Origin of the sequence: Hymenobacter saemangeumensis, assembly GCF_039541835.1 — a bacterium.
Classification (GTDB): domain Bacteria; phylum Bacteroidota; class Bacteroidia; order Cytophagales; family Hymenobacteraceae; genus Hymenobacter; species Hymenobacter saemangeumensis.
Genome location: NZ_BAABGZ010000068.1, coordinates 35,041 through 57,971 on the forward strand (window position 1 = coordinate 35,041; position 22,931 = coordinate 57,971).

Annotated in this window: 19 protein-coding genes; 12 read left to right on the top strand and 7 right to left on the bottom strand. The window is 60.2% G+C overall.

Going from position 1 to position 22,931, the window contains the following annotated elements; translation table 11 throughout:
- Positions 1-100: 100 nt before the first annotated feature.
- From ABD919_RS16315 to ABD919_RS16365, 11 genes are all read left to right on the top strand, one after another.
- Positions 101-1,561 (top strand): leucyl aminopeptidase family protein, encoded by a 1,461-nt coding sequence (locus ABD919_RS16315; protein WP_345237105.1) that lies wholly within the window; start codon positions 101-103, stop codon positions 1,559-1,561.
- Positions 1,562-1,641: 80 nt separating this feature from the next.
- On the top strand, positions 1,642-2,019 hold the full coding sequence (locus tag ABD919_RS16320; protein WP_345237106.1) for a four helix bundle protein: 378 nt from the start codon (positions 1,642-1,644) through the stop codon (positions 2,017-2,019).
- Between the two features lie 32 nt (positions 2,020-2,051).
- Positions 2,052-3,080 (top strand): 4-hydroxythreonine-4-phosphate dehydrogenase PdxA, encoded by a 1,029-nt coding sequence (gene pdxA / locus ABD919_RS16325; protein ID WP_345237107.1) that lies wholly within the window; start codon positions 2,052-2,054, stop codon positions 3,078-3,080.
- 179 nt (positions 3,081-3,259) lie between these two features.
- The gene (locus ABD919_RS16330) at positions 3,260-3,793 is read left to right on the top strand and encodes a YceD family protein (protein WP_345237108.1); all 534 of its coding nucleotides are present in this window, start codon (positions 3,260-3,262) and stop codon (positions 3,791-3,793) included.
- 69 nt (positions 3,794-3,862) lie between these two features.
- The gene (gene rpmF / locus ABD919_RS16335; RefSeq protein ID WP_345237109.1) at positions 3,863-4,093 is read left to right on the top strand and encodes a 50S ribosomal protein L32; all 231 of its coding nucleotides are present in this window, start codon (positions 3,863-3,865) and stop codon (positions 4,091-4,093) included.
- Between the two features lie 114 nt (positions 4,094-4,207).
- On the top strand, positions 4,208-5,149 hold the full coding sequence (gene plsX / locus ABD919_RS16340; RefSeq protein WP_345237110.1) for a phosphate acyltransferase PlsX: 942 nt from the start codon (positions 4,208-4,210) through the stop codon (positions 5,147-5,149).
- Positions 5,150-5,317: 168 nt separating this feature from the next.
- Positions 5,318-6,325, top strand: coding sequence for a beta-ketoacyl-ACP synthase III (locus tag ABD919_RS16345; RefSeq protein WP_345237111.1), 1,008 nt, complete (start codon positions 5,318-5,320; stop codon positions 6,323-6,325).
- 164 nt (positions 6,326-6,489) lie between these two features.
- Complete coding sequence (gene efp, locus ABD919_RS16350) at positions 6,490-7,053, top strand: elongation factor P (RefSeq protein WP_345237112.1); 564 nt, start codon at positions 6,490-6,492, stop codon at positions 7,051-7,053.
- Between the two features lie 140 nt (positions 7,054-7,193).
- Positions 7,194-7,682 carry an acetyl-CoA carboxylase biotin carboxyl carrier protein gene (accB, locus tag ABD919_RS16355; protein ID WP_345237113.1) on the top strand — a complete coding sequence of 163 codons (489 nt, stop codon included), beginning with the start codon at positions 7,194-7,196 and terminating at the stop codon, positions 7,680-7,682.
- Between the two features lie 149 nt (positions 7,683-7,831).
- Positions 7,832-9,175: an acetyl-CoA carboxylase biotin carboxylase subunit gene (gene accC, locus ABD919_RS16360; RefSeq protein WP_345237114.1), complete on the top strand. Its 1,344-nt coding sequence runs from the start codon at positions 7,832-7,834 to the stop codon at positions 9,173-9,175.
- Positions 9,176-9,186: 11 nt separating this feature from the next.
- The gene (locus tag ABD919_RS16365; protein ID WP_345237115.1) at positions 9,187-9,570 is read left to right on the top strand and encodes a hypothetical protein; all 384 of its coding nucleotides are present in this window, start codon (positions 9,187-9,189) and stop codon (positions 9,568-9,570) included.
- A 257-nt stretch (positions 9,571-9,827) separates the two neighbouring features.
- Here ABD919_RS16365 and ABD919_RS16370 read toward each other — a convergent pair whose 3' ends face one another.
- Positions 9,828-12,188, bottom strand: coding sequence for an outer membrane beta-barrel protein (locus ABD919_RS16370; RefSeq protein ID WP_345237116.1), 2,361 nt, complete (start codon positions 12,186-12,188; stop codon positions 9,828-9,830).
- 74 nt (positions 12,189-12,262) lie between these two features.
- The gene (locus ABD919_RS16375) at positions 12,263-12,499 is read right to left on the bottom strand and encodes a hypothetical protein (protein WP_345237117.1); all 237 of its coding nucleotides are present in this window, start codon (positions 12,497-12,499) and stop codon (positions 12,263-12,265) included.
- 707 nt (positions 12,500-13,206) lie between these two features.
- Between ABD919_RS16375 and ABD919_RS16380 the strand changes: the two genes are divergently transcribed.
- A complete protein-coding gene (locus tag ABD919_RS16380) occupies positions 13,207-15,024 on the top strand; it encodes an alpha-amylase (RefSeq protein WP_345237118.1) in 1,818 nt (605 codons plus the stop codon).
- A 77-nt stretch (positions 15,025-15,101) separates the two neighbouring features.
- Here the strand turns inward: ABD919_RS16380 and ABD919_RS16385 are convergent, their stop codons facing one another.
- From ABD919_RS16385 to dnaG, 5 genes are all read right to left on the bottom strand, one after another.
- The gene (locus ABD919_RS16385) at positions 15,102-16,346 is read right to left on the bottom strand and encodes a bifunctional 3,4-dihydroxy-2-butanone-4-phosphate synthase/GTP cyclohydrolase II (RefSeq protein WP_345237119.1); all 1,245 of its coding nucleotides are present in this window, start codon (positions 16,344-16,346) and stop codon (positions 15,102-15,104) included.
- Between the two features lie 108 nt (positions 16,347-16,454).
- Positions 16,455-17,648 carry a glycosyltransferase gene (locus ABD919_RS16390; protein WP_345237120.1) on the bottom strand — a complete coding sequence of 398 codons (1,194 nt, stop codon included), beginning with the start codon at positions 17,646-17,648 and terminating at the stop codon, positions 16,455-16,457.
- The gene (locus ABD919_RS16395) at positions 17,648-18,874 is read right to left on the bottom strand and encodes a glycosyltransferase family 4 protein (protein WP_345237121.1); all 1,227 of its coding nucleotides are present in this window, start codon (positions 18,872-18,874) and stop codon (positions 17,648-17,650) included. Before ABD919_RS16395 ends, ABD919_RS16390 begins: the two co-directional genes overlap by 1 nt.
- Positions 18,875-19,109: 235 nt before the next feature.
- On the bottom strand, positions 19,110-20,132 hold the full coding sequence (locus ABD919_RS16400) for a potassium channel family protein (RefSeq protein WP_345237122.1): 1,023 nt from the start codon (positions 20,130-20,132) through the stop codon (positions 19,110-19,112).
- Between the two features lie 158 nt (positions 20,133-20,290).
- Complete coding sequence (gene dnaG / locus ABD919_RS16405) at positions 20,291-22,351, bottom strand: DNA primase (protein ID WP_345237123.1); 2,061 nt, start codon at positions 22,349-22,351, stop codon at positions 20,291-20,293.
- Between the last annotated feature and the right edge of the window lie 580 nt (positions 22,352-22,931).

A 22,931-nucleotide genomic window follows, 5' to 3' on the forward strand; every position in this document is an offset into this window, starting at 1 on the left:
TTAATAGCCGCTAGTAGGCTACCTCCTTTCCCTTTGAACTAGTCCCGTTGCGGCGCTGGGGCTACCTTCGCGCCTGCATTACCTCAGCCTTACTTCTCCCATGCCCCTTTCCCTTGCTCACGTGGCCGCTGCGCCGGCCCAGTCTTCCCAGGTTTTCATTCTGGCCCACGGCACTACTGCCCTGCCCTCGCCAGCCGCCGGCGACCTGCCCGCCGAAGCCCGCGCCTACGTGGAAAAGGCTCTGGCCGATGAGCAGAAGCTGATTCACCTCAACCACTTTAGCCACCACCATTACTACGTGGTGCTGACCAACAAGCCCACGCCGGAGCGCGTGGCCGAAGCCCTGCGCCGCAGCGGCCACAGCCTGCACGCCCAGCTGAAAGCCGAAAAAGTAGCCGAGCTTTACATTCACAACCTCAGCGGGCGCGGCGATGCCGGCTTGCTGCTGGCCGAAGGCCTGGCCCTCACGGCCTACCAGTTTGAAGGCTACAAAACCGACGAGAAGTCGCGCAAGGCCCCCACGCTCACCCAGGTGGCGCTGGTAGGCGATGCCGCCACGGCGGAATCCATTAAGGAGCTGGACGGCATCATCAAAGGCGTAACGCTGGCCCGCGACCTGGTGAACGCCCCGCTCAACAAGCTAAACGCCACCCAGCTGGCCGAGCGCATGGCCACCGCCGGCGACGAAGCCGGCTACAGCACCGACATCCTGGATTTGGCCAAAATTGAGGCCCTGCGCATGGGTGGCCTGCTGGCCGTCAACCTGGGCTCGCCCGAGCCGCCCACCTTCAGCATCCTCGAATACAAGCCCGACAACGCCACCAACGCCAGGCCCTACATCCTGGTAGGCAAAGGCGTGGTGTTCGACACCGGCGGCCTCAGCCTCAAGCCCACGCCGGCCAGCATGGACATGATGAAGTGCGACATGGCCGGCGCCGCCGCCGTGGCCGGCACCCTGTACGCCCTGGCCAAAAACCAGGTGCCGCTGCACGTCATCGGCCTGGTGCCGGCTACCGACAACCGCCCCGGCGGCCTGGCCTACGTGCCCGGCGACGTGCTCACCATGCACTCCGGCCTCACCGTGGAAGTGCTCAACACCGACGCCGAAGGCCGCCTCATCCTGGCCGACGCCCTGAGCTTTGCCAAGAAGTACGACCCTGAGCTGGTCATCGACCTGGCCACCCTTACCGGTGCCGCCGTGCGCGCCCTGGGCACCGAAGCCTCCGCCGTGATGGGCACTGCCGACGAGCAGACCATGGCGGCCCTCGACGCGGCCGGCCACCGTGTGCACGAGCGCCTGGTGTCCTTCCCCCTCTGGGATGAGTACGCCGACCACATCAAGTCCGACATCGCCGACATCAAAAACCTCGGTAAAGGCGAAGCCGGCCACATCTCGGCCGGCAAGTTCCTGGAGCGCTTCACCGAAGGCTACCCCTGGATTCACCTCGACATCGCCGGCCCCGCCTTCCTCACTGCGCCGGAAAGCTACCGCGGCAAAGGCGGCACCGGCATGGGCGTGCGGTTGCTGTATGAGTTCCTGACTTCAGTGCTCGGTGCTTAGTGCTTAGTGCTCAGTTTTTGATGCTCCTTAGTTATCAATGCTGAGCTACGCTCGTTCACGCAGCTTAACCGAACAGGGAAATGGATAACAAGTCCTACACAGAGCTGCTGGTATGGCAGCATGGCCGACGTTTAGCCAGCTCTGTTTATGCACTGACTAAAGTCTTCCCTAAGGAGGAGCTGTTTGGCCTCAGCAGTCAAATGCGTCGTGCAGCCGTATCTATTCCTTCCAATATTGCCGAAGGCTGCGGCCGGCAAACACCTCGCGACACCATCAATTTTTTATTTATTGCGCGTGGCTCGCTTTACGAGCTGGAAACGCAGCTTTATGTAGCCTTGGACCAGTCCTACCTTACCATCTCCGACTGCGACCTTCTACTTAAAGACCTCAACACCTGTAAAAAGCTGCTCCAGGGCTTTATCAATCACTACAAATCCCTCTTACCTGCTAAAAACTGAGCACTGAGCACCAAGCACTGAGCACTACAAACATGCCCCAACACCTTCCCCGCCTCGGCTTTTCAGTCGGCGACTTGGCCGGCATCGGCCCCGAAGTCATCTACAAAACCCTGCTCGACGAGCGGCTGCTGAAAATCTGCACGCCGGTAGTATATGGCACGGCCACGGCCTTATTCGACGACTTCCCGGCGGCCCCGGATGCCGAGCACCTCACCTTCCGCCAGCTGCGCGACGTGGCCGACATCGCCCCGGGCCGCCTCAACGCGGTAACGTGCTGGGACGAAGATTTTGCCCTGGCCCCCGGCCAGCCCTCCCCGGCTACGGGGCAGGCGGCGCGGGAGTCGCTGCTGGCGGCCAGCCGCGACCTGAAGGCCGGCAAGCTCGACGGCCTCGTGACAGCGCCTATCAGCAAGGAAAACACCCAGGCCGACGACTTCCGCTACCCCGGCCACACCGAGTTTCTGACCAGCTACTTCGGCGCCGCCGACAGCCTCATGCTGCTGGCCGACGACGAGCTGCGCATTGCTACCGTTACGGGCCACATGGCCCTGAAAGACGTCTCTAATAAGCTGACCTCAGACCTGCTGCGCACCAAAATCCGGCTGCTGCTTAAGTCCCTGCAGCTGGACTTCGGCATCCTGAAGCCGCGCATTGCCGTGCTGGGCCTCAACCCCCATGCCGGCGAAAACGGCCTGCTGGGCCGCGAGGAAGCCGACCTGGTGGTGCCGGTAATCAAGCAGTTTGTGCACGACGGCCACCTCGTATTCGGCCCGTTCCCGGCCGATGGCTACTTCGGCACCGGGCAGTTCCGGCAGTTCGACGCTACCCTGGCTTTGTACCACGACCAGGGCCTGATTCCCTTCAAGCTCATGGCCTTCGAGCGCGGCGTCAACTTCACCGCCGGCCTGCCCGTGGTGCGCACCTCCCCCGACCACGGCACGGCTTACGGGTTGGCCGGGCAGTACAAGGCCGATGAAACCTCCTTCCGGCAGGCCGTGTATATGGCCGCGGAGGTGTGGCGCAAGCGGCAGCAAGCCGCCCAGCCCCGCTCTGCCCAGTAACTCTGAGACCTTAGACGTTAGACAGGAGACGTTAGAAATCAGCAGAACATTTCTAATGTCTCCTGTCTAACGTCTAAGGTCTCCATTCTAAAACCCATTCCCTCACCGGGAAAAGTGGCCGGGAATTTTGGCCAAAAGCCGAAATTTCACTACTTTTGCCCCCTGCTACTCAGCCAGCCGTGAAAAAAGAAAGCCAATTTGACATCAATCTAGCGAAGCTTGCGTCCAAAACGCACCGCTTCGACTTTGAGCTCGGGCGTGACTTTTTCGCGCTGTTTGAGGAACCGCTGGTGCAGGAAGGCTCTTTGCATGCCTCCGTAGACCTGCACAAAACCGAGCGCCTGCTCACGCTGGACTTTCACATTACCGGCACGGTGCGCCTCACCTGCGACCGCAGCCTGGATGAGTTCGACCAGCCCCTGGACGTGCAGGAACAGCTGCTGGTGCGCTTTGGCGACGAGAACAAGGAGCTCGACGACAACGTGCTGCAGATTACGCCCGACACCCAGAGCCTGCCCCTGGCCCAGCACCTGTACGACTACATCGGCCTGGCGCTGCCCATGAAGAAGCTGCACCCGCGCTTCCAGAACGAGCCCGACGAAAACCCCGACGCCGAAACCAAGCTCATCTTCTCGACCCGCTCCGACTCCGACGAGCCCGACGACGACGAGCCCGCTGACCCCCGCTGGGCGGCTCTCAAAAACCTGAATTAAACTTCCGAGCGCCCGAGTCGCTGCCCCAACTCTGAATTCATAACTCATACTTCATAATTCCCTACTGAAATGGCACATCCTAAGCGCCGCACTTCCTCTGCCGTTCGCAACAAGCGCCGCACGCACTACAAGCTCACGCCTAAGGCCGTGACTATCTGCCCCAACACGGGCGAGCTGCACCTGCGCCACAAGGCTTACGTGGTAGACGGCGACCTGTACCACAACGGCCAGCTGACCATCAAAAACTACGCTCCGGTGAACGCTGCGCCCGCGGCTGACACCACCGGCGACGAGGAATAACCCAAGAGGTTGTTACTTCGCGGCACCACAAAGTCCGGCTTCGCTCCTTTTTAGCCAGCGAGGCCGGCTTTTTGGTGAACACCCTATCCGCTGACCTCCCCTAACACCTCGTTCATGAAAATAGCCCTGGACGCCATGGGCGGCGACTTCGCCCCTCAGGCTGCCGTTGCAGGGGCCGTACTGGCCGCCGAGCAACTCGCTGGTAAAGCCACCATCGTCCTCATTGGCCAGGAAGAAGCCGTCCGGCCTCTCCTGCTAGAACACGGCTCAGCTGCCGACGCCCTCGAATTTGTGCCTGCCTCCCAGGTTATCGACATGGGCGAGCACCCGGCCAAAGCCTTCCAGCAAAAACAGGACTCCAGCATCGCCGTTGGCTACAAGCTGCTGCACAGCGGCGCCGTCGACGCCTTCTGCTCGGCCGGCAACACCGGCGCTATGCTGGTAGGAGCCGTGTTTACGGTGAAAGCCGTGACCGGCGTGCTGCGCCCGGCCATTGCCAACTTCGTTCCCAAGCTCAACGACGGCTTCGGCATCCTGCTTGACGTGGGCGCCAACGCCGAGTGCAAGCCCGAAATGCTGGAGCAGTTCGGCGAGCTCGGCTCGCTCTACGCCCAGTACGTGCTGGGCATTGAGCGCCCCAAAGTGGGCCTCATGAACCTGGGCGAGGAAGAAGGCAAAGGCACTCCCCTGACCCAGGCTGCCCACCAGCTCCTGAAAGTCAACCCCCACATCCATTTCGTAGGCAACATCGAAGGCCGCGACCTGTTCAACGACAAGGCCGACGTCATCGTCTGCGACGGCTTCACGGGCAACATCCTGCTGAAAATGGCCGAGTCTATCTACGACATGATGGACGACAAAAAAATCCACGACCCCTTCTTCGACAAGTTTAACTACGAGGCCGTGGGCGGCTCCCCCATCCTGGGAATCAACGACAACGCCATTATTGGCCACGGCCGCAGCACGCCGTTTGCCATCAGCAACATGCTGCTGCAGGGCTACCACATGGCCCAGTCTGGCATCGCCGACCAGATTAAGGACACCTTCAAGTCCTAAGCGTACCTTTAATTTGCGAAAAGTCCGGCTCCGGCCGGATTTTTTATAAGTAGTGAGTCCAACGCGCGCCCCGAAAAAAGGACGCAACCCGGCCTCCGGATTGGATTTGTTAAAATTCTCCGCGCCAAGCTCGTCGTTCTCACGTTGCCAAACCCTATTTTTGCCCGCATGAAGATTACCGCTGCAATTACCGGAGTGGGCGCTTATGTGCCCGAATACCGCCTCACCAACCAGGAACTGGAAACCATGGTGGATACCACCAACGAGTGGATTCTGAGCCGGACCGGTATCGAAGAGCGCCGCATTCTGAAAGGCGACAACCAGGGCAGCTCCGTCATGGGCATCAAGGCCGTGGAAGAGCTGATGGCCAAAACCGGCCTGCGGGCTGAAGAAATCGACTTGATTATCTGCGCCACCACTACCCCCGACCTGGTGTTTCCGGCCACGGCCAACATCATCTCGGCGGCCGTAGGGGCCAGCAACGCCTTCAGCTACGACCTGCAGGCGGCCTGCTCGGGCTTTATGTTCGCCATGGCCACCGGCGCCCAGTTTATTCAGACGGGCATGTACAAAAAGGTGGTGATAGTAGGCGCCGACAAGATGTCGAGCATTGTCGACTACACCGACCGCTCTACCTGCATCATCTTTGGCGACGGCGCCGGGGCCGTACTGCTCGAGCCCAACACCGAAGGCCTGGGCATGCTCGACTTTGAGCTGCACTCCGACGGCATGGGCGAAGCATTCCTGCATCAGAAAGCCGGCGGCAGCCGCCGCCCCCCCTCAGCCGAAACCGTGGCCAACCGCGAGCACTACGTGTACCAGGAAGGCGCTACCGTATTCAAGTTTGCGGTGAAGAGCATGGCCGACGTGGCCGCACAAATTATGGAGCGCAACGGCCTCATCAACGAGGACGTGGCCTGGCTGGTGCCCCACCAGGCCAACAAGCGCATCATTGATGCCACCGCCAACCGTATGGGCGTGGGCCCCGAAAAGGTGATGCTCAACATTCAGCGCTACGGCAACACCACCAATGGCACCATCCCGCTGTGCTTGTCCGATTACGAAAGCCAGCTCCATAAGGGCGACAACATCGTCATTGCGGCCTTCGGCGGCGGCTTCACCTGGGGCTCCATCCTGCTGAAGTGGGCCTATGACGGGAATTCAGTTAAAAGTTAGAAGTTAAAAGTTATGAGTTAAAATGCGGGCTTAACTTTAAGCCCGCATTTTAACTCAACTTGCTTTTACCCCGCCCCCAACCCTTATTTGTCCCACCCTCATTTTAGAAGTCAGGAGCTAGCCATCTGGTGTTAACTCTTCACTTTTAACTTTTAACTCACTTTATGGCAACTACTGCCGACTTCCGCAACGGCCTCGTACTCAACTACAACAACGAGCTGCACGTCATCACCGACTTTCAGCACGTGAAGCCGGGCAAAGGCCCCGCCTTTGTGCGCACCAAGATGCGCAACATCAAAACCGGCCGCACCATCGACAACACCTTCAACGCCGGGGTGAAGGTGGAAACGGCCCGCGTGGAGCAGCGCCCCCACCAGTTCCTCTACAAGGACGACTACGGCTACACCTTCATGAACAAGGACGACTTCGAGCAAGTGGTGCTGCCCGAGGAGATGGTACCGTTTGCCGACCTGATGAAGGAAGGCCAGGACGTGACCATCCTCTTCCACGCCGAAACCGAGCAGCCCCTCACCGCCGAGCTGCCCACCACCGTGGACCTGGTAGTGACCTACACCGAGCCCGGCCTGCGCGGCGACACCGCCACCAACACGCTGAAGCCCGCTACGGTAGAAACCGGCGCTCGTATCCAGGTGCCGCTCTTTATTGACACGGACACCAAAATCCGCATCAAAACCAGCGACTACAGCTACGTTGAGCGCGTGAAATAGCTTTTTAAGCTGTTGGCTAATGGCGGGTGCCTGGATGTGGCCCTAAGCTGTTAGCTGATGTTCACCATTAAAGCTAACAGCTAGCAGCTAAAAGCTAGCAGCTAAACAATATGCCAAACTCGCAAAAAAAGGACGCTGCCATGAAAGCCAAAGAACTCCAGGAACTGCTCGACTTCATCGCCAAGTCGGGCCTCAACAAGGTCAACATCGAAACCGAAGAGTTCAAAATCTCGGTACAGCGCGACCCCAGCACCAAGCAGGTGATGAGCATGGGCAGCCATGCGCCCGCCCCGGTACACCACGCCCCGGCGCCTGCCGCTGCTCCGGCGCCAGCCCCCGCTGCGGCCCCCGCGGCAGCTCCGGCCGCCCCCGCAGCCGAAGCCGCCGGTGGCAACTACACGCCCCTGAAAGCGCCCATGATTGGCACTTTCTACCGCAGCAGCGGCCCCGACTCCCCGGCTTTCGTGCAGGTAGGCGACATGGTGGAGAAAGGCCAGGTGATTTGCATCATCGAAGCCATGAAGCTCTTCAACGAGATTGAAGCCGAGCAAAGCGGCCGCATCGTGAAGGTGCTGGTAGAAAACGCCAGCCCCGTGGAGTACGACCAGCCGCTGTTTTTGATTGAATAGTAGGGTCTTGGGGACTTGGGAACTTGGGAACTTGGTTTCACGCCAGCCGGCGCAAACCTATTTCCCGGGTTCCCAAGTCCTTTTTGGCACGTAGCTCATCCAGTTCAAAAACCAAGTCCCTAAGACCCTAAGTCCCCAAGACCCCAGCAATGTTCAAAAAAATACTCATCGCCAATCGGGGCGAAATTGCCCTGCGCATCATCCGCACCTGCAAGGAAATGGGCATCAAGACGGTGGCCGTGTACTCGACTGCCGACAAAGAGAGCCTGCACGTGAAGTTTGCCGATGAGGCCGTGTGCATCGGGCCGGCCGTATCAAGTAAGTCCTACCTGAGCATGCCCAACCTGATTGCGGCCTGCGAAATCACCAACGCCGACGCCATTCACCCCGGCTACGGCTTCCTGTCGGAAAACGCGGAGTTCTCGCGCATCTGCGCCGAAAACGGCATCAAGTTCATCGGGGCCACGCCCGAGATGATTAACAAGATGGGCGACAAGGCCACGGCCAAGGATACCATGAAAAAGGCCGGCGTACCCTGCGTACCGGGCTCCGATGGTTTGCTGGACTCGGTGGAGCAGGGCAAGAAGATTGCCGCCAAAATCAAGTACCCGGTGATGCTGAAGGCTACGGCCGGCGGCGGCGGGCGCGGCATGCGCGTTATCAACTCCGAAGAGGAGTTCCAGAAAGCCTGGGACGACGCCCGTACCGAGTCGAAGGCGGCCTTCGGCAACGATGGCATGTACCTGGAAAAGTTCGTGGAAGAGCCCCGCCACATCGAGATTCAGGTGGTAGGCGACCAGTTCGGGCGGGTGTGCCACCTGTCGGAGCGCGACTGCTCCATTCAGCGCCGCCACCAGAAGCTGGTGGAAGAGTCGCCCTCGCCGTTCATGACCGACGAGCTGCGCGAGAAAATGGGCGCGGCAGCCATCAAAGGCGCTTCCAGCATTGGCTACGAAGGCGCCGGCACCATCGAGTTTCTGGTGGACAAAAACCGCGACTTCTACTTCATGGAGATGAACACCCGCATTCAGGTGGAGCACCCCGTAACGGAGGAAGTGGTAAGCTACGACCTCATCAAGGAGCAGATTAAGGTAGCGGCCGGCATCCCCATTTCGGGCAAGAACTACTACCCCAAGCTGCACGCCATGGAGTGCCGCATCAACGCCGAGGACCCGCGCCACGGCTTCCGCCCCACCCCCGGCAAAATCACCACGCTGCACATTCCCGGCGGCCACGGCGTGCGCGTCGACACCCACGTGTACGCTGGCTACACCATCCCGCCGAACTACGACTCCATGATTGCCAAGCTCATCACCGTGGCCCAGACCCGCGAGGAGGCCATCGTAAAAATGAAGCGTGCCCTGAGCGAGTTTGTGGTGGAAGGCATCAAGACCACCATCCCCTTCCACCTGGCCCTGATGGACAACGAGGACTTCAAGGCGGGGAATTTCACTACCAAGTTTCTGGAGTCGTTTGACTTCTCGGTGGTGTAGACTGCCCTGCTATGTCTGATTTTGCTCAGCACCATTCTTACTGCAAAGCACTAAGAATGGTGCTGAGCTTTTTCTTGCTGGCTACCTCTGGTTGTAAACGTGATGAATGCTATGGCCCCATTGAAGGAATAGTGTTGCAGTCCCGTGATGACATAAACCGCGGAGGCGAGAGAATCTACCTTGACATCAGAAACAAGGCTGGAATTGGTATTCACCGAAGAGTGTACATATTCGGCCACGGGATGGCGGAATTCAATAACGTGGTTATCATTCGTGACCCGGAAAGCCGCTTTAAAGGCCGGAAGAAAATTTGTTTCGACAAGTTTTCTTCCGTCACGATATCCGATTATGGAACGTTAAATGCGGAAGACATTCCCGAATTAGAGCTGTATTAACTACACGCATACCATGCACCCCGCCGACTCCATCTACCAGCGACGCTAAACCTTGGAGGAACACTTCGCACTGGATGAACAGTCCGGCGTGTGGCACTAGTTATACCGGAATGAAAGTTTCTTGATGGACGTGCTGAGACCGGATGCAATGGCCGACGCAAGGATTATCCACAATACCATCACGCAGAAATGCGGGATGGCGCTGCGGCAGGGATTGCGCGCCTGCGGCCGGACAGAAGCCAGCAGCGTCCCGGGGCTTACTCCTTTTCGGTCTTTACCCGGCCGCGCTCCTCTTCGAGGCTGGTAGCGCGCTTGCGGGCGGCTTTGAGCTGCTGGTTGCCCAGCTTGTAGCTAAAGCTCAGCCGCACCTGCTGCGACTCGTAGTAGCTCAGAAACTGTACGTCGGCTCCCTGGAACCCGACGCTGCCCCGCTGCTTGTTGGTGAAGAGCACATCGTTGACGGTCAGGCGCAGGGTGGCGCGGTCGTTGAGCAGGCTTTTCTGGGCGCCCAGGTTGAGGCTGCCCAAGGCCTGGAAGCGCACAATGCCGCTGAGGCCCGCTGTTTGGTAGAAGCCCGAGGCTTCAAGCTTGAGCTTGTAGGGCAGCTGCACGTTGGCCTGCCCGTAGAAGGTAGCGGCCGTACGAGCTGCGCGGGTGCTGACGCCACCGTCGAGGTAGACATACTCGTTGCGGGCCACGTTCACGCCAACGTAGCCGGTGAGCTGCTTCAGGAAGCTTAGCGGCGCGTTGACGGCTACGCTGTAGCTGTTCTGAAAATCGAGGTTTTCCGAGATGGAGTAAATCAGCGGGCCGTCGGTTTTGGTCACCATGCTGATGACGTCGCTGGTACGGCTGTGGCTGAGAACCACGAAAGGCTGCTTGTTGTAAGTCAGCGCCAGCTTGTAGTTGTTGGTAAACTGCGGCGTGAGGTTCTCGTTGCCGCGCTGCTGGGTGTAAGGGTCCAGGTAGATGATGTTGGGGTTCAGGTCCTGGTAGCTGGGGCGGTCGATGCGCCGGCTGTAGGCGGCGTTCAGGCCCACTGCCTTGTGCAGCACCCGGTCGACGTTGAAGCTCGGGAAGAGCTGGGCGTACTCCCGGGTGAAGCGCAAGTCGTTGCTGTTGTTTTTGGTGCTGTGGCCGCGGTTGTTGGTCCATTCCCCCCGCAGGCCAGCCTGCCAGCTAAAACCCAGGTGCTCGCCCTCGGCCTGCACATAGCCGGCCTGAATGCCTTCGACGAACTGAAAGCTCTCAATCCGGTCGTTGCTGCCGCCCACGAAGTCGAGGTTGCTGCGGATATCGGCCTGGCTGGTTTTAGCCCCGAAGCGCAGCTTCAGGGTGGGGCGCAGCGGCCAGCGGTAGTCAAGCTGGGCCGAGCGCAGCCCGATGCCCACCTTCTGGTCGTTGCGCAGGTTTTCGTCGGTCCCCGTATTGAAATCGTTCCGCACTTTCCCGAGGCTGCCCAGCTCGTAGTACGAGTAGTCGACATCGGCCGTCAGCTCCCGCCCCAGCGAGTCGAGCTGCAGGCGGTAGTTCAGGTTGGCCGCGTAGGTGTCGGTGCGGCGGCGGGTGCTGTTCAGGGTGGCTACCTCGATGTTGTTGGGCGCCGTCACGCCATTTTCCGCCTCGGTGCTGATGCGGTTGGAGTAGCCGGTGACGAGCACGCCCAGGGTTTGCCGCTTGCTGAGGCTGTAGTCGGCGCCCAGGCGCAGGCTGCCGGGCGTGGACGTGCGCGGCTGGTAGCTGCGCTGCAGGTAGCGGGAGCCGGGCTCGCTGGCATCGCGCTCGGTGTTGAGCTGCTCGTAGGTTTTGCGGCGGGCCAGGCCCAGGTTGCCGAATACGTTGAGCTTACCGGCCCGGTGGTTCAGGTCGATGTTGGCCGCGGCCTTGGCAAAGCGCCCGTAGCCTACGCTGGCGGCCACGGTGCCATTGGTGCCCAGGTCCACGTTTTTCTTCAGGATGATGTTGATAACCCCCACGTTGCCGGCCGCGTCGTAGCTGGCGTCGGGCTGGTTCATCACCTCAATGCGCTCGATGCTGTTGCTGGGGAAATCCTTGAGCAGGCTGGTCACGTCGGTGTAGCGGGTGGTGCGCCCGTCGATGAGAATAACCACGCCCTCGCGCCCGGCAATGCTGATACGGTCGTTCATCACGAGCAGGCCCGGCACCTGCTGCAGGACTTCCAGCGCCGTCGCGCCGGCCGTTACGCTGCCCTCCACGTTTACTATCATCTTGCCGTTGCGCATTTCCAGCAGCGGCTTGCGGCCCACTACCTGCACGTCGCTCAGCTGCTGCGCCGCCGGCGCGAGCTTCATGGTGGGCAGCACTACGGCGGTGCCGCCCACGGCAAACGGCGCCGAGCGCTGCGTGCGGTAGCCCAGCGCAATCACCGTAACGCGGTAGCTCCCGGAAGCCACCTTCCGGAAGCTATAGCTGCCATCGGCGCCCGACTGTTCGGCGGTGGTTTGGGTGCTGTCCTGCACGGGGCGCAGCAGCACGGTGGCGAAAGGCAAGGGCTGCTGCTTTTCGTCGAGCAGGCGTCCTGACACGGCCCTGCTTGTCTGGGCCTGGCTGATGAGAGTGGGAGCGGCAGCTATGCAAAGCGTAAGAAGTGCTTTCATGCAGAATATGGTGGAGATGATACCACCCCAGGGGCCTAATCTTCCAGGCAGCCTCCGTGCAGCAGAAGCCAAGCTTAAACACCGGAAGCCCAGGTGCGGAAAACCAAGCCGCAAGAGGCGGCTAATGTGAAAACAAAGAGGGTGCGGCAACTTATTCCGGGCTTTTTCTGGGAGCGAAAAAGCTCGGCCTGCGGGAAGGAAGCATTGGCATTATGCTTCAGCCGGCTGTTGTTCAGACAGCCGGCCTGAGCAGATAGCGACCAGATGCAAAACAGCTGGAAGGAGTTGCCTGGCCAGAACAAAAAAGTCATAGAATGCTGAAAAACTATGGGATTGTTTAGCAGGGCTGCCGGACTGACTTATGCGGCCCTATAGATTTATTAAACAGAACGCTGCCTGGTATGGGTCAAGCTCGTCGAGCCCCGCAGCATCGGGGGCGCCCAGTAATACAACACCGTACTCACCGGTAGCAAGCGTAATCTCATTTTGACGAGCCGCCCAAGGGCTTGCCGCAGCTGCAGCTTAGGCCGGTGCACAAGTCTTACATCGTAGCCTTGGTAAGAATACCCTGGTCGAGCGGTAGCGCATCTACCCCGGCCAGGGGATTCCTCCCGTTGCCAAACCTACCGGCCCAACTTTGCCGCTAGTAAGGTCAGCTAAGCAGAGTGCGTCGGCCAACTCCACAGAAGGTTGCTGCAGCATATAACAAGAGCCAACTACTGCAATAATCTGAGGCTCTGCTGAATGGTCTATACCGATAGGTAAAACAAATGCTTAGTGAAGAAGAAACAATCGTTCCCGCAATCGATTGTTTTGATTTTCAATCGTTTGCAAATAAATATGTGCAGCTTTTCTAGTGCATTAACAAATAGGCAAGTAGAATTATTATGATAAGTGCAATAAAAGGCTTAAAAACCTGTGCAATTTTACCAATATTGTAAATTCCCGAACATTGCACATAACTATTTCAATAAAAAGGTGGTCAATTTGCAAATCCAATAACCATTCCCGCCTTTTTATGAAAATAAACCTACGCGACTCCAGTCGTGTTCTGTTAGCCGCCTCGCTCCTGTTGGGAGCCTGTGCCAAAGACACCGCGCTGCCGACAGCCCCGCAGCCCCTGGCCCCGGCTGCCGCCAACGCCGTTATTCCCAACGGGGTAATGATGCAGGCCTTCTACTGGGATGTACCCATCAACAGCAACGGCCAAAGCTGGTGGCAGGTGCTGGGAAGCAAATCGCAGGAGCTGAAAGACGCGGGCATTACGGCCGTATGGCTCCCCCCGGCCTATAAAGGCGGCAACGTCAACGATGTCGGCTACGGCGTGTACGACCGGTACGACCTGGGCGAATTCAACCAGAAAGGCACCGTGCCCACGCGCTACGGCACGGTAAGCCAGCTCACTTCGGCCATATCGGCCCTGCACGGCAAAGGGATTCAAGTGTACGAAGACATGGTGATGAACCACCTCACCTTCGCCGATGCCCAGGAGCAGTTTAACGTGGGCGGCACCAATTACAACGTGTACAGCAGCTTCACCTATCCCGGCCGCGGCAACACCTACAGCTCGTACAAGTGGCACTGGTACAACTTCAACGGCACCCAGCAGGCCCCCAACAACGGCTGGTACCAGTGGAATGCCTGGGACTTCCAGCCCTACGCCAACAACGACGCCTACGACAACCTGCTGGGCTCGGAGATACGCTACGCCGACGTAAACCAGCGCACCGAAACCAAGAACTGGGGCAACTGGATTACGGCCAAGCTCAGCCTCGACGGCTACCGCCTCGACGCCACCAAGCACATTCAGACCAGCTACGTGAATGAGTGGCTGGACGCAGTGAAAGGCTCATCCGGCCGCTTCGCCGTAAGTGAAGCCTGGTTCCGCAACCTCACCGACCTCAACAACTACGCCGCCGCCACGGGGGGCCGCACCAGCCTGTTCGACGTGCCCCTGCACTACACCTTTCAGGATATGAGCAACGGCAACGGGGCCTGGGACATGCGCGGCCTGCAGTTTGCCGGCTTCACCGAAGCCAATGGCGCCCTCTCGGTGTCTTTCGTCGACAACCACGACACCGACCACCCCGGCGCGCTGTACTCACCGGTTACCAACCTGAAGATGCTGGCTTATGCCTACATTCTGACCCGGCAGAAAGGCTACCCCTGCGTGTTCTACAAGGACTACTTCAACTACGGCCTGGGCCCGCAGATTAAAAAGCTTATCCAGATTCGCCAGGCCAACGCCTTTGGCCCCGCCACGGAGTACACCAGCGTAAACGACGCCAACGTGTATGCCTACTCGCGGGCCGGCGACGCCACCCACGCCGGCCTGCTGGTGCTGCTTAACGACGGCGGCTCATCGGCCTCCAAAGGCATTACCACGCCCTTCAAGAGCGTCAGCCTGACCGATGCCACCGGTAACAATGCCGGCACCATCACCACCAACTCCAGCGGCTATGCCGTGTTCCCTGTGGGTGCCCGCAGCTACGCGGTGTGGGTGCCTACCGGCGGCAGCACGACCCCTCCTCCTACCGGCACGGGTACCAACGTGACTTTCAACATCAACTACAGCAACACCGTGACGGGCCAGGACTTGTACGTCATTGGCAGCACGGCCCAGCTGGGCGCCTGGAACACGGCCAATGCCATTAAGATGAGCACCAACCCCTGGCCAGCCTGGACCAAAACCATCAACCTGACCAGTGGCACCTCCGTGCAGTACAAGTACATCCGCAAGGACGGCGCCGGCAACGTGCTGTGGGAAGGCGGCGCCAACCGCAGCTTCACCCCCAGCGGTACGAGTATGACGCGCAACGACACCTGGCAGCCGTGAGGCATACAGCCTAGCTATCAGCAAAAAGGCCCGCTGCATAATGCAGCGGGCCTTTTTTGCGATAGCGCCAGGGCTAGTTAAATCACCCGGGCCGCCTCGGCCTTGTCTTCCTCTACAATGGCCGGGCGCATGATGTCGTGGCCCAGCTTGTCGCGCTTGGTGGTGAGGTAGCTTTCATTGTGCTCGTTGGCGGCAATTTCAATGGCCACGGTTTCCACTATCTCCAGGCCGTAGCCGATGAGGCCGGTGCGCTTGCGGGGGTTGTTGGTAAGCAGGCGCATCTTGGTCACGCCCAGGTCGCGCAGCATGGAGGCACCTACGCCATAGTCGCGCTCGTCGCTCTGGAAGCCCAGCTCCAGGTTGGCCTGCACGGTGTCGCGGCCCTGCTCCTGCAGCTTATAGGCCTTAAGCTTGTTGAGCAGGCCGATGCCGCGGCCTTCCTGGTTCATGTAGATGATGACGCCGCGGCCTTCGCGCTCAATCTGCTCCATGGCGCGGTGCAGCTGCGGGCCGCAGTCGCAGCGGCAGGAGCCGAAGATGTCGCCCGTCACGCAGGAGCTGTGCACGCGGGCCAGCACGGGCTCGCCGTTGCCGATGTCGCCCTTCACCAGGGCCAGGTGCTGGGCGCCGTTCGAGCGCTGGGAGTAGGCGTAGAGGTCGAAGTCGCCCCACTGCGTGGGCATCTTCACCGAGATGTCGCGGTGAATCAGGCTCTCCTTCTCCAGGCGGTACTTGATGAGGTCCTGCACCGAAATCAGCTTCAGGTTCCACTTTTTGGCGATGAGCTGCAGGTCGGGCAGGCGGGCCATTTCGCCGTCTTCCTTCAAAATCTCCACCAGCACGCCGGCCGGCTCGAAGCCGGCGAGGCGGGCCAGATCCACGGTGGCTTCGGTGTGGCCGGCGCGGCGCAGCACGCCTTCCTTGCGGGCCTTGAGCGGGAAAATGTGGCCCGGCTTGCCCAGCTCATCGGGCCGGGTGCTGGGGTCGATAAGGGCCTGAATGGTCTTGCTGCGGTCGGAGGCCGAGATACCGGTGGTCACGCCATTCTTCAGCAGGTCGACCGATACGGTGAAGGCCGTAGAGTGCAGGGCAGTGTTGTGGCCCACCATCAGGTTGAGGCCCAGCTCTTCGCAGCGCTCCTCGGTGAGGGCCGTGCACACCAGCCCGCGCCCGTGCGTGGCCATGAAGTTGATGACTTCGGGCGTGGCGCAGCGGGCAGCGCAGATAAAGTCGCCTTCGTTTTCGCGGTCTTCGTCGTCGACGACGATGACAACCTTGCCGGCGCGAATGTCTTCGATGGCGGATTCGATGGAGTCAAGCATTTTTTTAAGCTTTTAGCTGATAGCTGTTAGCTATTAGCTTTTTGTAAGGTAAAACCGGAGAGTACGGGAAGTAAAACAAAAGCTAATGGCTATCAGCTAACAGCAAACTCACTTGGCTTGTTGAAAACGCTGGGTAGGCTGCCAGACGGTGGTTTTGATGCCGCGCAGGTAGCGCCAGTAGCCCAGCAGCAGCGCGGCGTTCATGCTGTAAAAATGGGTAACAAAGCGCAGCAGGCGCGAGTGCCGGCCCATGCGCTTGAGCAGCACGTCGGCCAGCAGCAGCAGCGGCAACGCCAGCTGCCCGGCCAGGGCCAGCTGGTACAGCCAGCCTGCCTGCAGGGCTACCAGCCCCAGGGTGACGGCCAGCAGCAGCAGCAGCAGCAGCGGCGTATACCAGCGCAGCACCTTGTGCGACCAGAGCGCAAACGCCACGCCGCCATATCGGGGGCTTAGCAAGGAGCGAAATTCCCTTAAGTTCTGGAAGTTGCCAGCCGATATGCGGGCTTTGCGCCGAAACTCCTCTTTCAGCCGGTCCGATACATCTTCGTAGCACACCGCCTCCAGCTCGTTGATGGCCTGCAAGCCGTCGCGCAGCACGGCCAGCGTGATGTAGAAGTCGTCGACCAGAAAGGCTGCCGGGGCCGGGTGATAGCAGCTGCGGCGTACCGCGAAACAGCCGCCAAAGGCCCCCATCATGGCGCCCCATACCACGCCTTCCTGAAACTTTATCTGGTTTTCGCGCTCCAGATAGGCCTTTTCCTGGCCGGAGATGCCCTCTGCCCGGTGTTCGGGGTTGAGGATGTTGCCGCCCACCAGCCCGATGGCGGGATTGTGGAAATGCTTTACCAGGTGGTAAAGCGTGTCGGACGCAAAAAAGACGTTGGCATCCGTGAGCACCAGCACCGGCGCTGTGGCGTGCCGGGCCAGGTTCTCGATTACCGTGGGCTTGCCGGTGCGCTGGTGGTAGGCCTGAAAGTGCAGCTGCGGGTACTGGCGGCTCAGCTTTTCCAGCAGGCTGTTGGTTTGGTCCGAGGAGTTATCGGAGCCCACCAACAGCCGCACACGGTCGAGCGGATAGCTGGTCTGGAAGGTGGAGCGCACTTTCTCTTCAATCACCGACTCTTCGTTGTGAGCGGCCAGCAGGATGTCGACGGCCGGCAAATCAGCGGCGCCCGGAGCATATATGTCAGCGTTTTGCCGTCGCCCCTGCGCCAGCTGGTCCAGCAGAAGCGGAAACAGCACGTAGGTGTGTGCCACCAGCAGCAGGCTCAGCCAGAAAATCAGGGACAAGGCCAGCACCATCAGTCGGTGGCCGGCCGCAGCCGCTGGTATAGCTCCTCAAAACGCCGCACCACCCGCTGGTTGTCGTACAGCTCACGGGCAGTACGGGCGGCGGCCTCTCCTATTGGGCCAACTGGAATATCGCCGCGGTACCAGGCGCGCAGAGCCTCCAGCCAGCCTTCGCGGCTGTCGCGCAGCAGCATATCGTGCCCATCGCGCACGGCAATGCCCTCGGCGCCGATGCGGGTGCTGATAATAGCCTTGCCCAGGGCCATGCCCTCAATGATTTTGATGCGCATGCCGCCACCGCTGAGCAAGGGCACCAGCATCAGCTCGTATTGCTGCATGAACGCCGGAGCCGACTCCACGAAGCCATGCACGAATACCTTGTCGGTGCGGGGCCGGAGCAACTCTTCCGGAGTGCCGCTGCCGGCAATGTGCAGCTCCACATCGGGCATTTCGGCGTGTACGGTGGGCCATACTTCGCGCAGCAGCCACTCCAGGGCCTCCAGGTTGGGCAGCCAGTTCAGCGAGCCAATCATGCACAGCGTGCGCGGCTTGGGCTGTATGGCCGGGTCGGGCTGAAAGCGGGTCAGGTCGACGCCAGCCGGCACGAACACCACCGGCTCGGGGCAGCCCAGGGCGCGCAGGCGCGCGGCATCGTCTTCGGTAATGGCTGCCACGGCATCAAATTGCGGCAGGTAGCGGCGCTCGAACTTTTCCAGGCGGGCGGCCATATTGCGCAGGTAGCGCTTTTTCAGGAGGTTTTGCTCGCGGCTGGCCAGCATCTGCCAGATGGTGTGCTCTACGTTGTGCGCCCGCAGCACCAGCGGCGGCACGCCAGTCTGGGTGCTGGCCAGGCGGCCGACTGCTGCGCCGTACCAAGCCACGAAAGTGCCCTCTACCTGGATGATGTCGATTTTCTCGGAACGCAAAATTTCCAGCAGCCGGGCCTCCAGGGCCGGGCTGATGAAGCGCTCCACATTATACGGCATGCGGCTGAAGAGTAGATTTTTCAGCGCTTTGGTCGGGGAAAGGTTGGTGTTTACATCCACCGTTACCAGTCGCACATTCGGGCCCAGATGGTCCAGAACTGTGCTCGGCTGGTTATGCTTAGGCGTGTTTACTGCCAGCACCGTAACCCGGTGCCCGGCGCGGGCCAGGCCGGCAGCCACGTCGTACATGGCAATGGCCCCGCCATCGTGCGGCGGGTAGGGAACGCGGAAGCAGAGTTGCAGAATGTGCATGCAGGCCACAAAGGTAGCAGCCGGGGCGCCTTTTTAGGAGTGATAAAGTGAAGAGGTGATGGAGTGAGGAGGTGCGGAAGTGAGGAGGTACTAGGAACGTCATGCTGAGCGAAGCCGAAGCATCTTGCCCGCAGCAGTAATTCCCTTTTGATTGGGTTTACTCTCGTGGTAGAGATGCTTCGACAAGCTCAGCATGACGTTCTTAGTACTTCCTCTCCCTCACCCCATCACCTTCTTACCGCTTGTAATACTCCACCAGCCTGGCAATCTGGGCTTCGGTGCCGAGCAGCAGCAGCACGTCGCCCGGGGCGGGGCGCACGTCGGCGGCGGGGCTTACGACTAGCTCGCCGTGGTGGAGGCGCAGGGCAATAACGGTAGCACCCACGCGGGAGCGGATGTCGAGCTCGCGAATGCTTTGGCCTTGTAGCGCCGGGCGCATTTCCACTACCGGCATTTCTTCCAGCCGTAGCTTTTCGGGGTCAAGGCCGGAAATCATGTCGAGAAAACGAATGACTTCGGGGCGAATAACCAAGTTGGCCATGTGCGACCCTCCAATCTCATCGGGCATCACCACCGAGTCGGCGCCGGCGCTGTGCAGCTTGCTGACGCTGGAGCGCGAGCTGGCCCGGGCAATAATTTTCAGCTTGGGGTTCATTTCCCGGGCCGTAAGGGCTACAAAAACGTTGTCGGCATCCTTGGGCAGTGCCGTGATAAGGGCCCGGGCCCGCAGCACGCCGGCCTGCCGCAGCACCGCTTCGTCGGTGGCATCGCCGAAGATGGCGGCCACGCGCCCCCCTCCGGAATTCTGCACCTCGATTCGCAGCAGGTTTTCGTCCTGCTCCACCACAACGCATTCGGTGCCGCCCTGCCGCAGCTCGTGGAAGGCTTTGCTGCCATTGCGCCCAAAGCCGCACACAATAACGTGCCCGGTAAACTTGCTTATCTCCTGATTGGTCCGATACATTTTGAACATGCGGCGTAATTCGCCGTCGAATATATACTGCGTCAGTACCGACACCACGTAGCCCGCTACGCCCAGGTTCAGCAACACATAGAAAGCTACGAAGAGCTTGCCACTGGTCCCCAGCTCCCCTACCGTGCCGTAGCCCACCGTGGAAATGGTGATGGCCGTCATGTACAGGGCATCCACAAAGCCATAATCGGCGGAGCCCATAAAACCAAGCACGCCCAGCACGATGCTGCTCATGGTGAGCAGCACGGCAATGTAGAGGCGGGTCAGGTTGAAGCGTTTTTTCATGGGTATCTAAGTGCAAGCACGTCATGCTGAGCGCAGCATCTTGCTTGGGGAAGTAATCCAATCGGATGAGCTACTGCTGCGGGCAAGATGCTTAGCCTGCGCGGACGCCAGATGAGCAGGACGTTCTAAATAACACCTATCGACTCAAAGCCCAGGGGCTAGGCGCTGCGGGGCACCACGGTACCCAGCAGGTTGGCCAGCTCATTATCCAGCTCCTTGAGGCGCTTGATGTCGCCCAGAATCTCAAACATCTCGGCGTCTTCCACCGGCTCGCGCAGGCGGTCGAGGCAGGCGTTGAGCTCGCGCTGCACGTGGCATTTGTTAAGCCGCAGAATGGCGTTGTCGCAGGCCAGCTTGGGCAGGTCCACTTCGTTGAACACGTAGATTTCCTTGGTGCGCCAGTTGGGGCTGAGCTCGTAGCGCTCGGTGGCCAGGTCGGTAATCAGGCTGCGGATTTCGGCCCGCTCGTGCTGAGCCAGCTGCCGGGCCTCGGGGAAGCGGCCGGCCAGCAGCTCCTGTCGGCACATGGCCCACACTTCGGCGTAGAGCGGGGTGCGCAGCGGGGCTTCCTCAAACTGGCTGAACAGGTAAGCTGCCACGCTAACTTCGGTATCGACCTCGCGGCCGGCGTACAGCACCAGCAGGCGCAGCACCTCGCGCTCGCATACCTGCAGCAAATCCACCACTTCGGTGTCAGCGCTGTCCGCGCCCTGGGCCTCCCCCGCCCGGGCGCCAGGCTGCACCTGGCCCAGCAGGTCGGCGGCCTCGGCCCCGCCGTACATCAGCATCTCGGCTTCTTCCTCATCCGACAGCGGGCGCGGGGCCGGCGCGGGGGCCTGGCCCGGGCGCTGCCCGCCGGCGGGAGTCTGCTGCACGGGCGCCTTGGCGCTGGCGTTTTTCACCAGCTTGTTGTACTCGGTGATGATGACCTGCTCGTCGATGTTGAACGTGGTGGAGGTCTGCTGCAGAAACACCTGCCGCTTGATGGCGTCGGGCACCCGGGCAATGCTGTTGAGCACGTCGCGGATGGCCTCGGCCTTTTTCACCGGGTCGTTGCTGGCCTCCCGGGCCACCAGCGTGGTTTTAAAGGAGATGAAGTCCTGGGAGTTTTTCTCGATGTAGTCGGCAAAGCGCTGGTCGCCCACCTTGCGGATGTAGGAGTCGGGGTCGTCGCCGTCGGGAAACAGCACCACGCGCACGTTCAGGCCGCCTTCGAGCAGCAGGTCGGTGCCGCGCAGGCTGGCCTTGATGCCGGCCGCGTCGCCGTCATAGAGCACCGTCACGTTGTCGGAGTAGCGCTTTATCAGCCGAATCTGGCCTTCGGTGAGCGAGGTGCCCGACGAAGCCACCACGTTCTTGATGCCGCCCTGGTACAGGCTCAGCACGTCGAGGTAGCCTTCCACAAGGTAGCAAACCTCCTCGGTGCGGATGGCCTGCCGGGCCTGGAACAGCCCGTAGAGCACATCCGACTTGTGGTAGATGTCCGACTCCGGCGAGTTCAGGTACTTGGCCATCTTGTCGTCGCGCTTCAGGGTGCGGGCCCCGAAGCCCACCACGCGGCCGCTGATGTTGTGAATCGGAAACATCACCCGGCCCCGGAACCGGTCGTAGCGCCGGCCGGTATCGCGGCCCTGCTCGTCGGTTTTGGTCACGATGAGGCCGGTTTTCTCCAGGTACTTCTTCTCGAAGCCGGCTCCTTCGGCGGCTTTCATCAGGTCGTCCCAGCTATCGAGGGAATAGCCGAGCTCGAAGGTCTGGATGGTGCTTAGGTTCAGGCCCCGCTCCTTGAGGTAGCCGTAGCCGATGCTCATGCCTTCCTCGGAGTTGAGCAGCAGGCGGTGGTAGTGGCTTTTGGCCCAGTCGGAAAGGATGAACTGCGAGTCCCGCTCGTTCTGCTGCAGCTGCTGCTGGGGTGTTTTTTCCTCTTCCTGAATCTCAATGCCGTACTTCTTGGCCAGGTACTTCAGGGCTTCCACGTAGGAAGTGCCTTCCACGTCCATGATGAACTGCACCACGCCGCCGGCCTTGCCGCAGCCGAAGCACTTGTAGAGCGACTTGGCCGGGTTTACGGAGAAAGAAGGCGACTTTTCGTGGTGAAACGGGCAGGGCGCCCACATGTTCTGCCCCTTGCGCTTGAGCTGCACAAAGTCGCCGACGACTTCTACGATGTCGGCAGTCTGGATAATCTGGTCAACTAACTCTTTGGGAATACGGGCCATAATAAGTAGCGTGGGGGCGCCAACTTGATACTACGCACCTAAAGCCCAGCCGAACAGTTCCGGCAGGAGCAGGCACGCGAACTACAAAGTTCGCGCTACTTTGACCAAGCCCCATCAGACCAAGCGAGCTATTTCAGGCGAAAAAAGGCAAGCGCGGCAAATCCCGCCTCCCCTACTACATTCCCGAAATGTTTGCATCTTTGCGCAACTTCTGTTGAGTCACAGGAGTTAAACTCCCAAGCAGGAAGGGCTTACACCCTCCCTGCCGGCTACGGTTAGTGACGGAGCAGCACGTAAATGCTGCTAGCCAGCACCAGCCACCGTCCAAGCTGCGAAAGCAGCCGGACTGGGAGCCTGACGGTGATTACCACGTAATCATCGCCACTGTTTGGTTTGTTTCTCATTGGTCTAAGAATGAGGGGAAACAAATCACCCACTTTCGAAGCCCGTGGTGCCAGCCACGGGCTTCGCCTTTTTCAGCCGAAACTGAAAAAAGTGCCGTGGCGGCGGGAGACTACCGCACAGTGCAGCAAAGCTAAAGGCATAGTGCCAACTTTCGCTTACGGCCTACCTTTGCCCT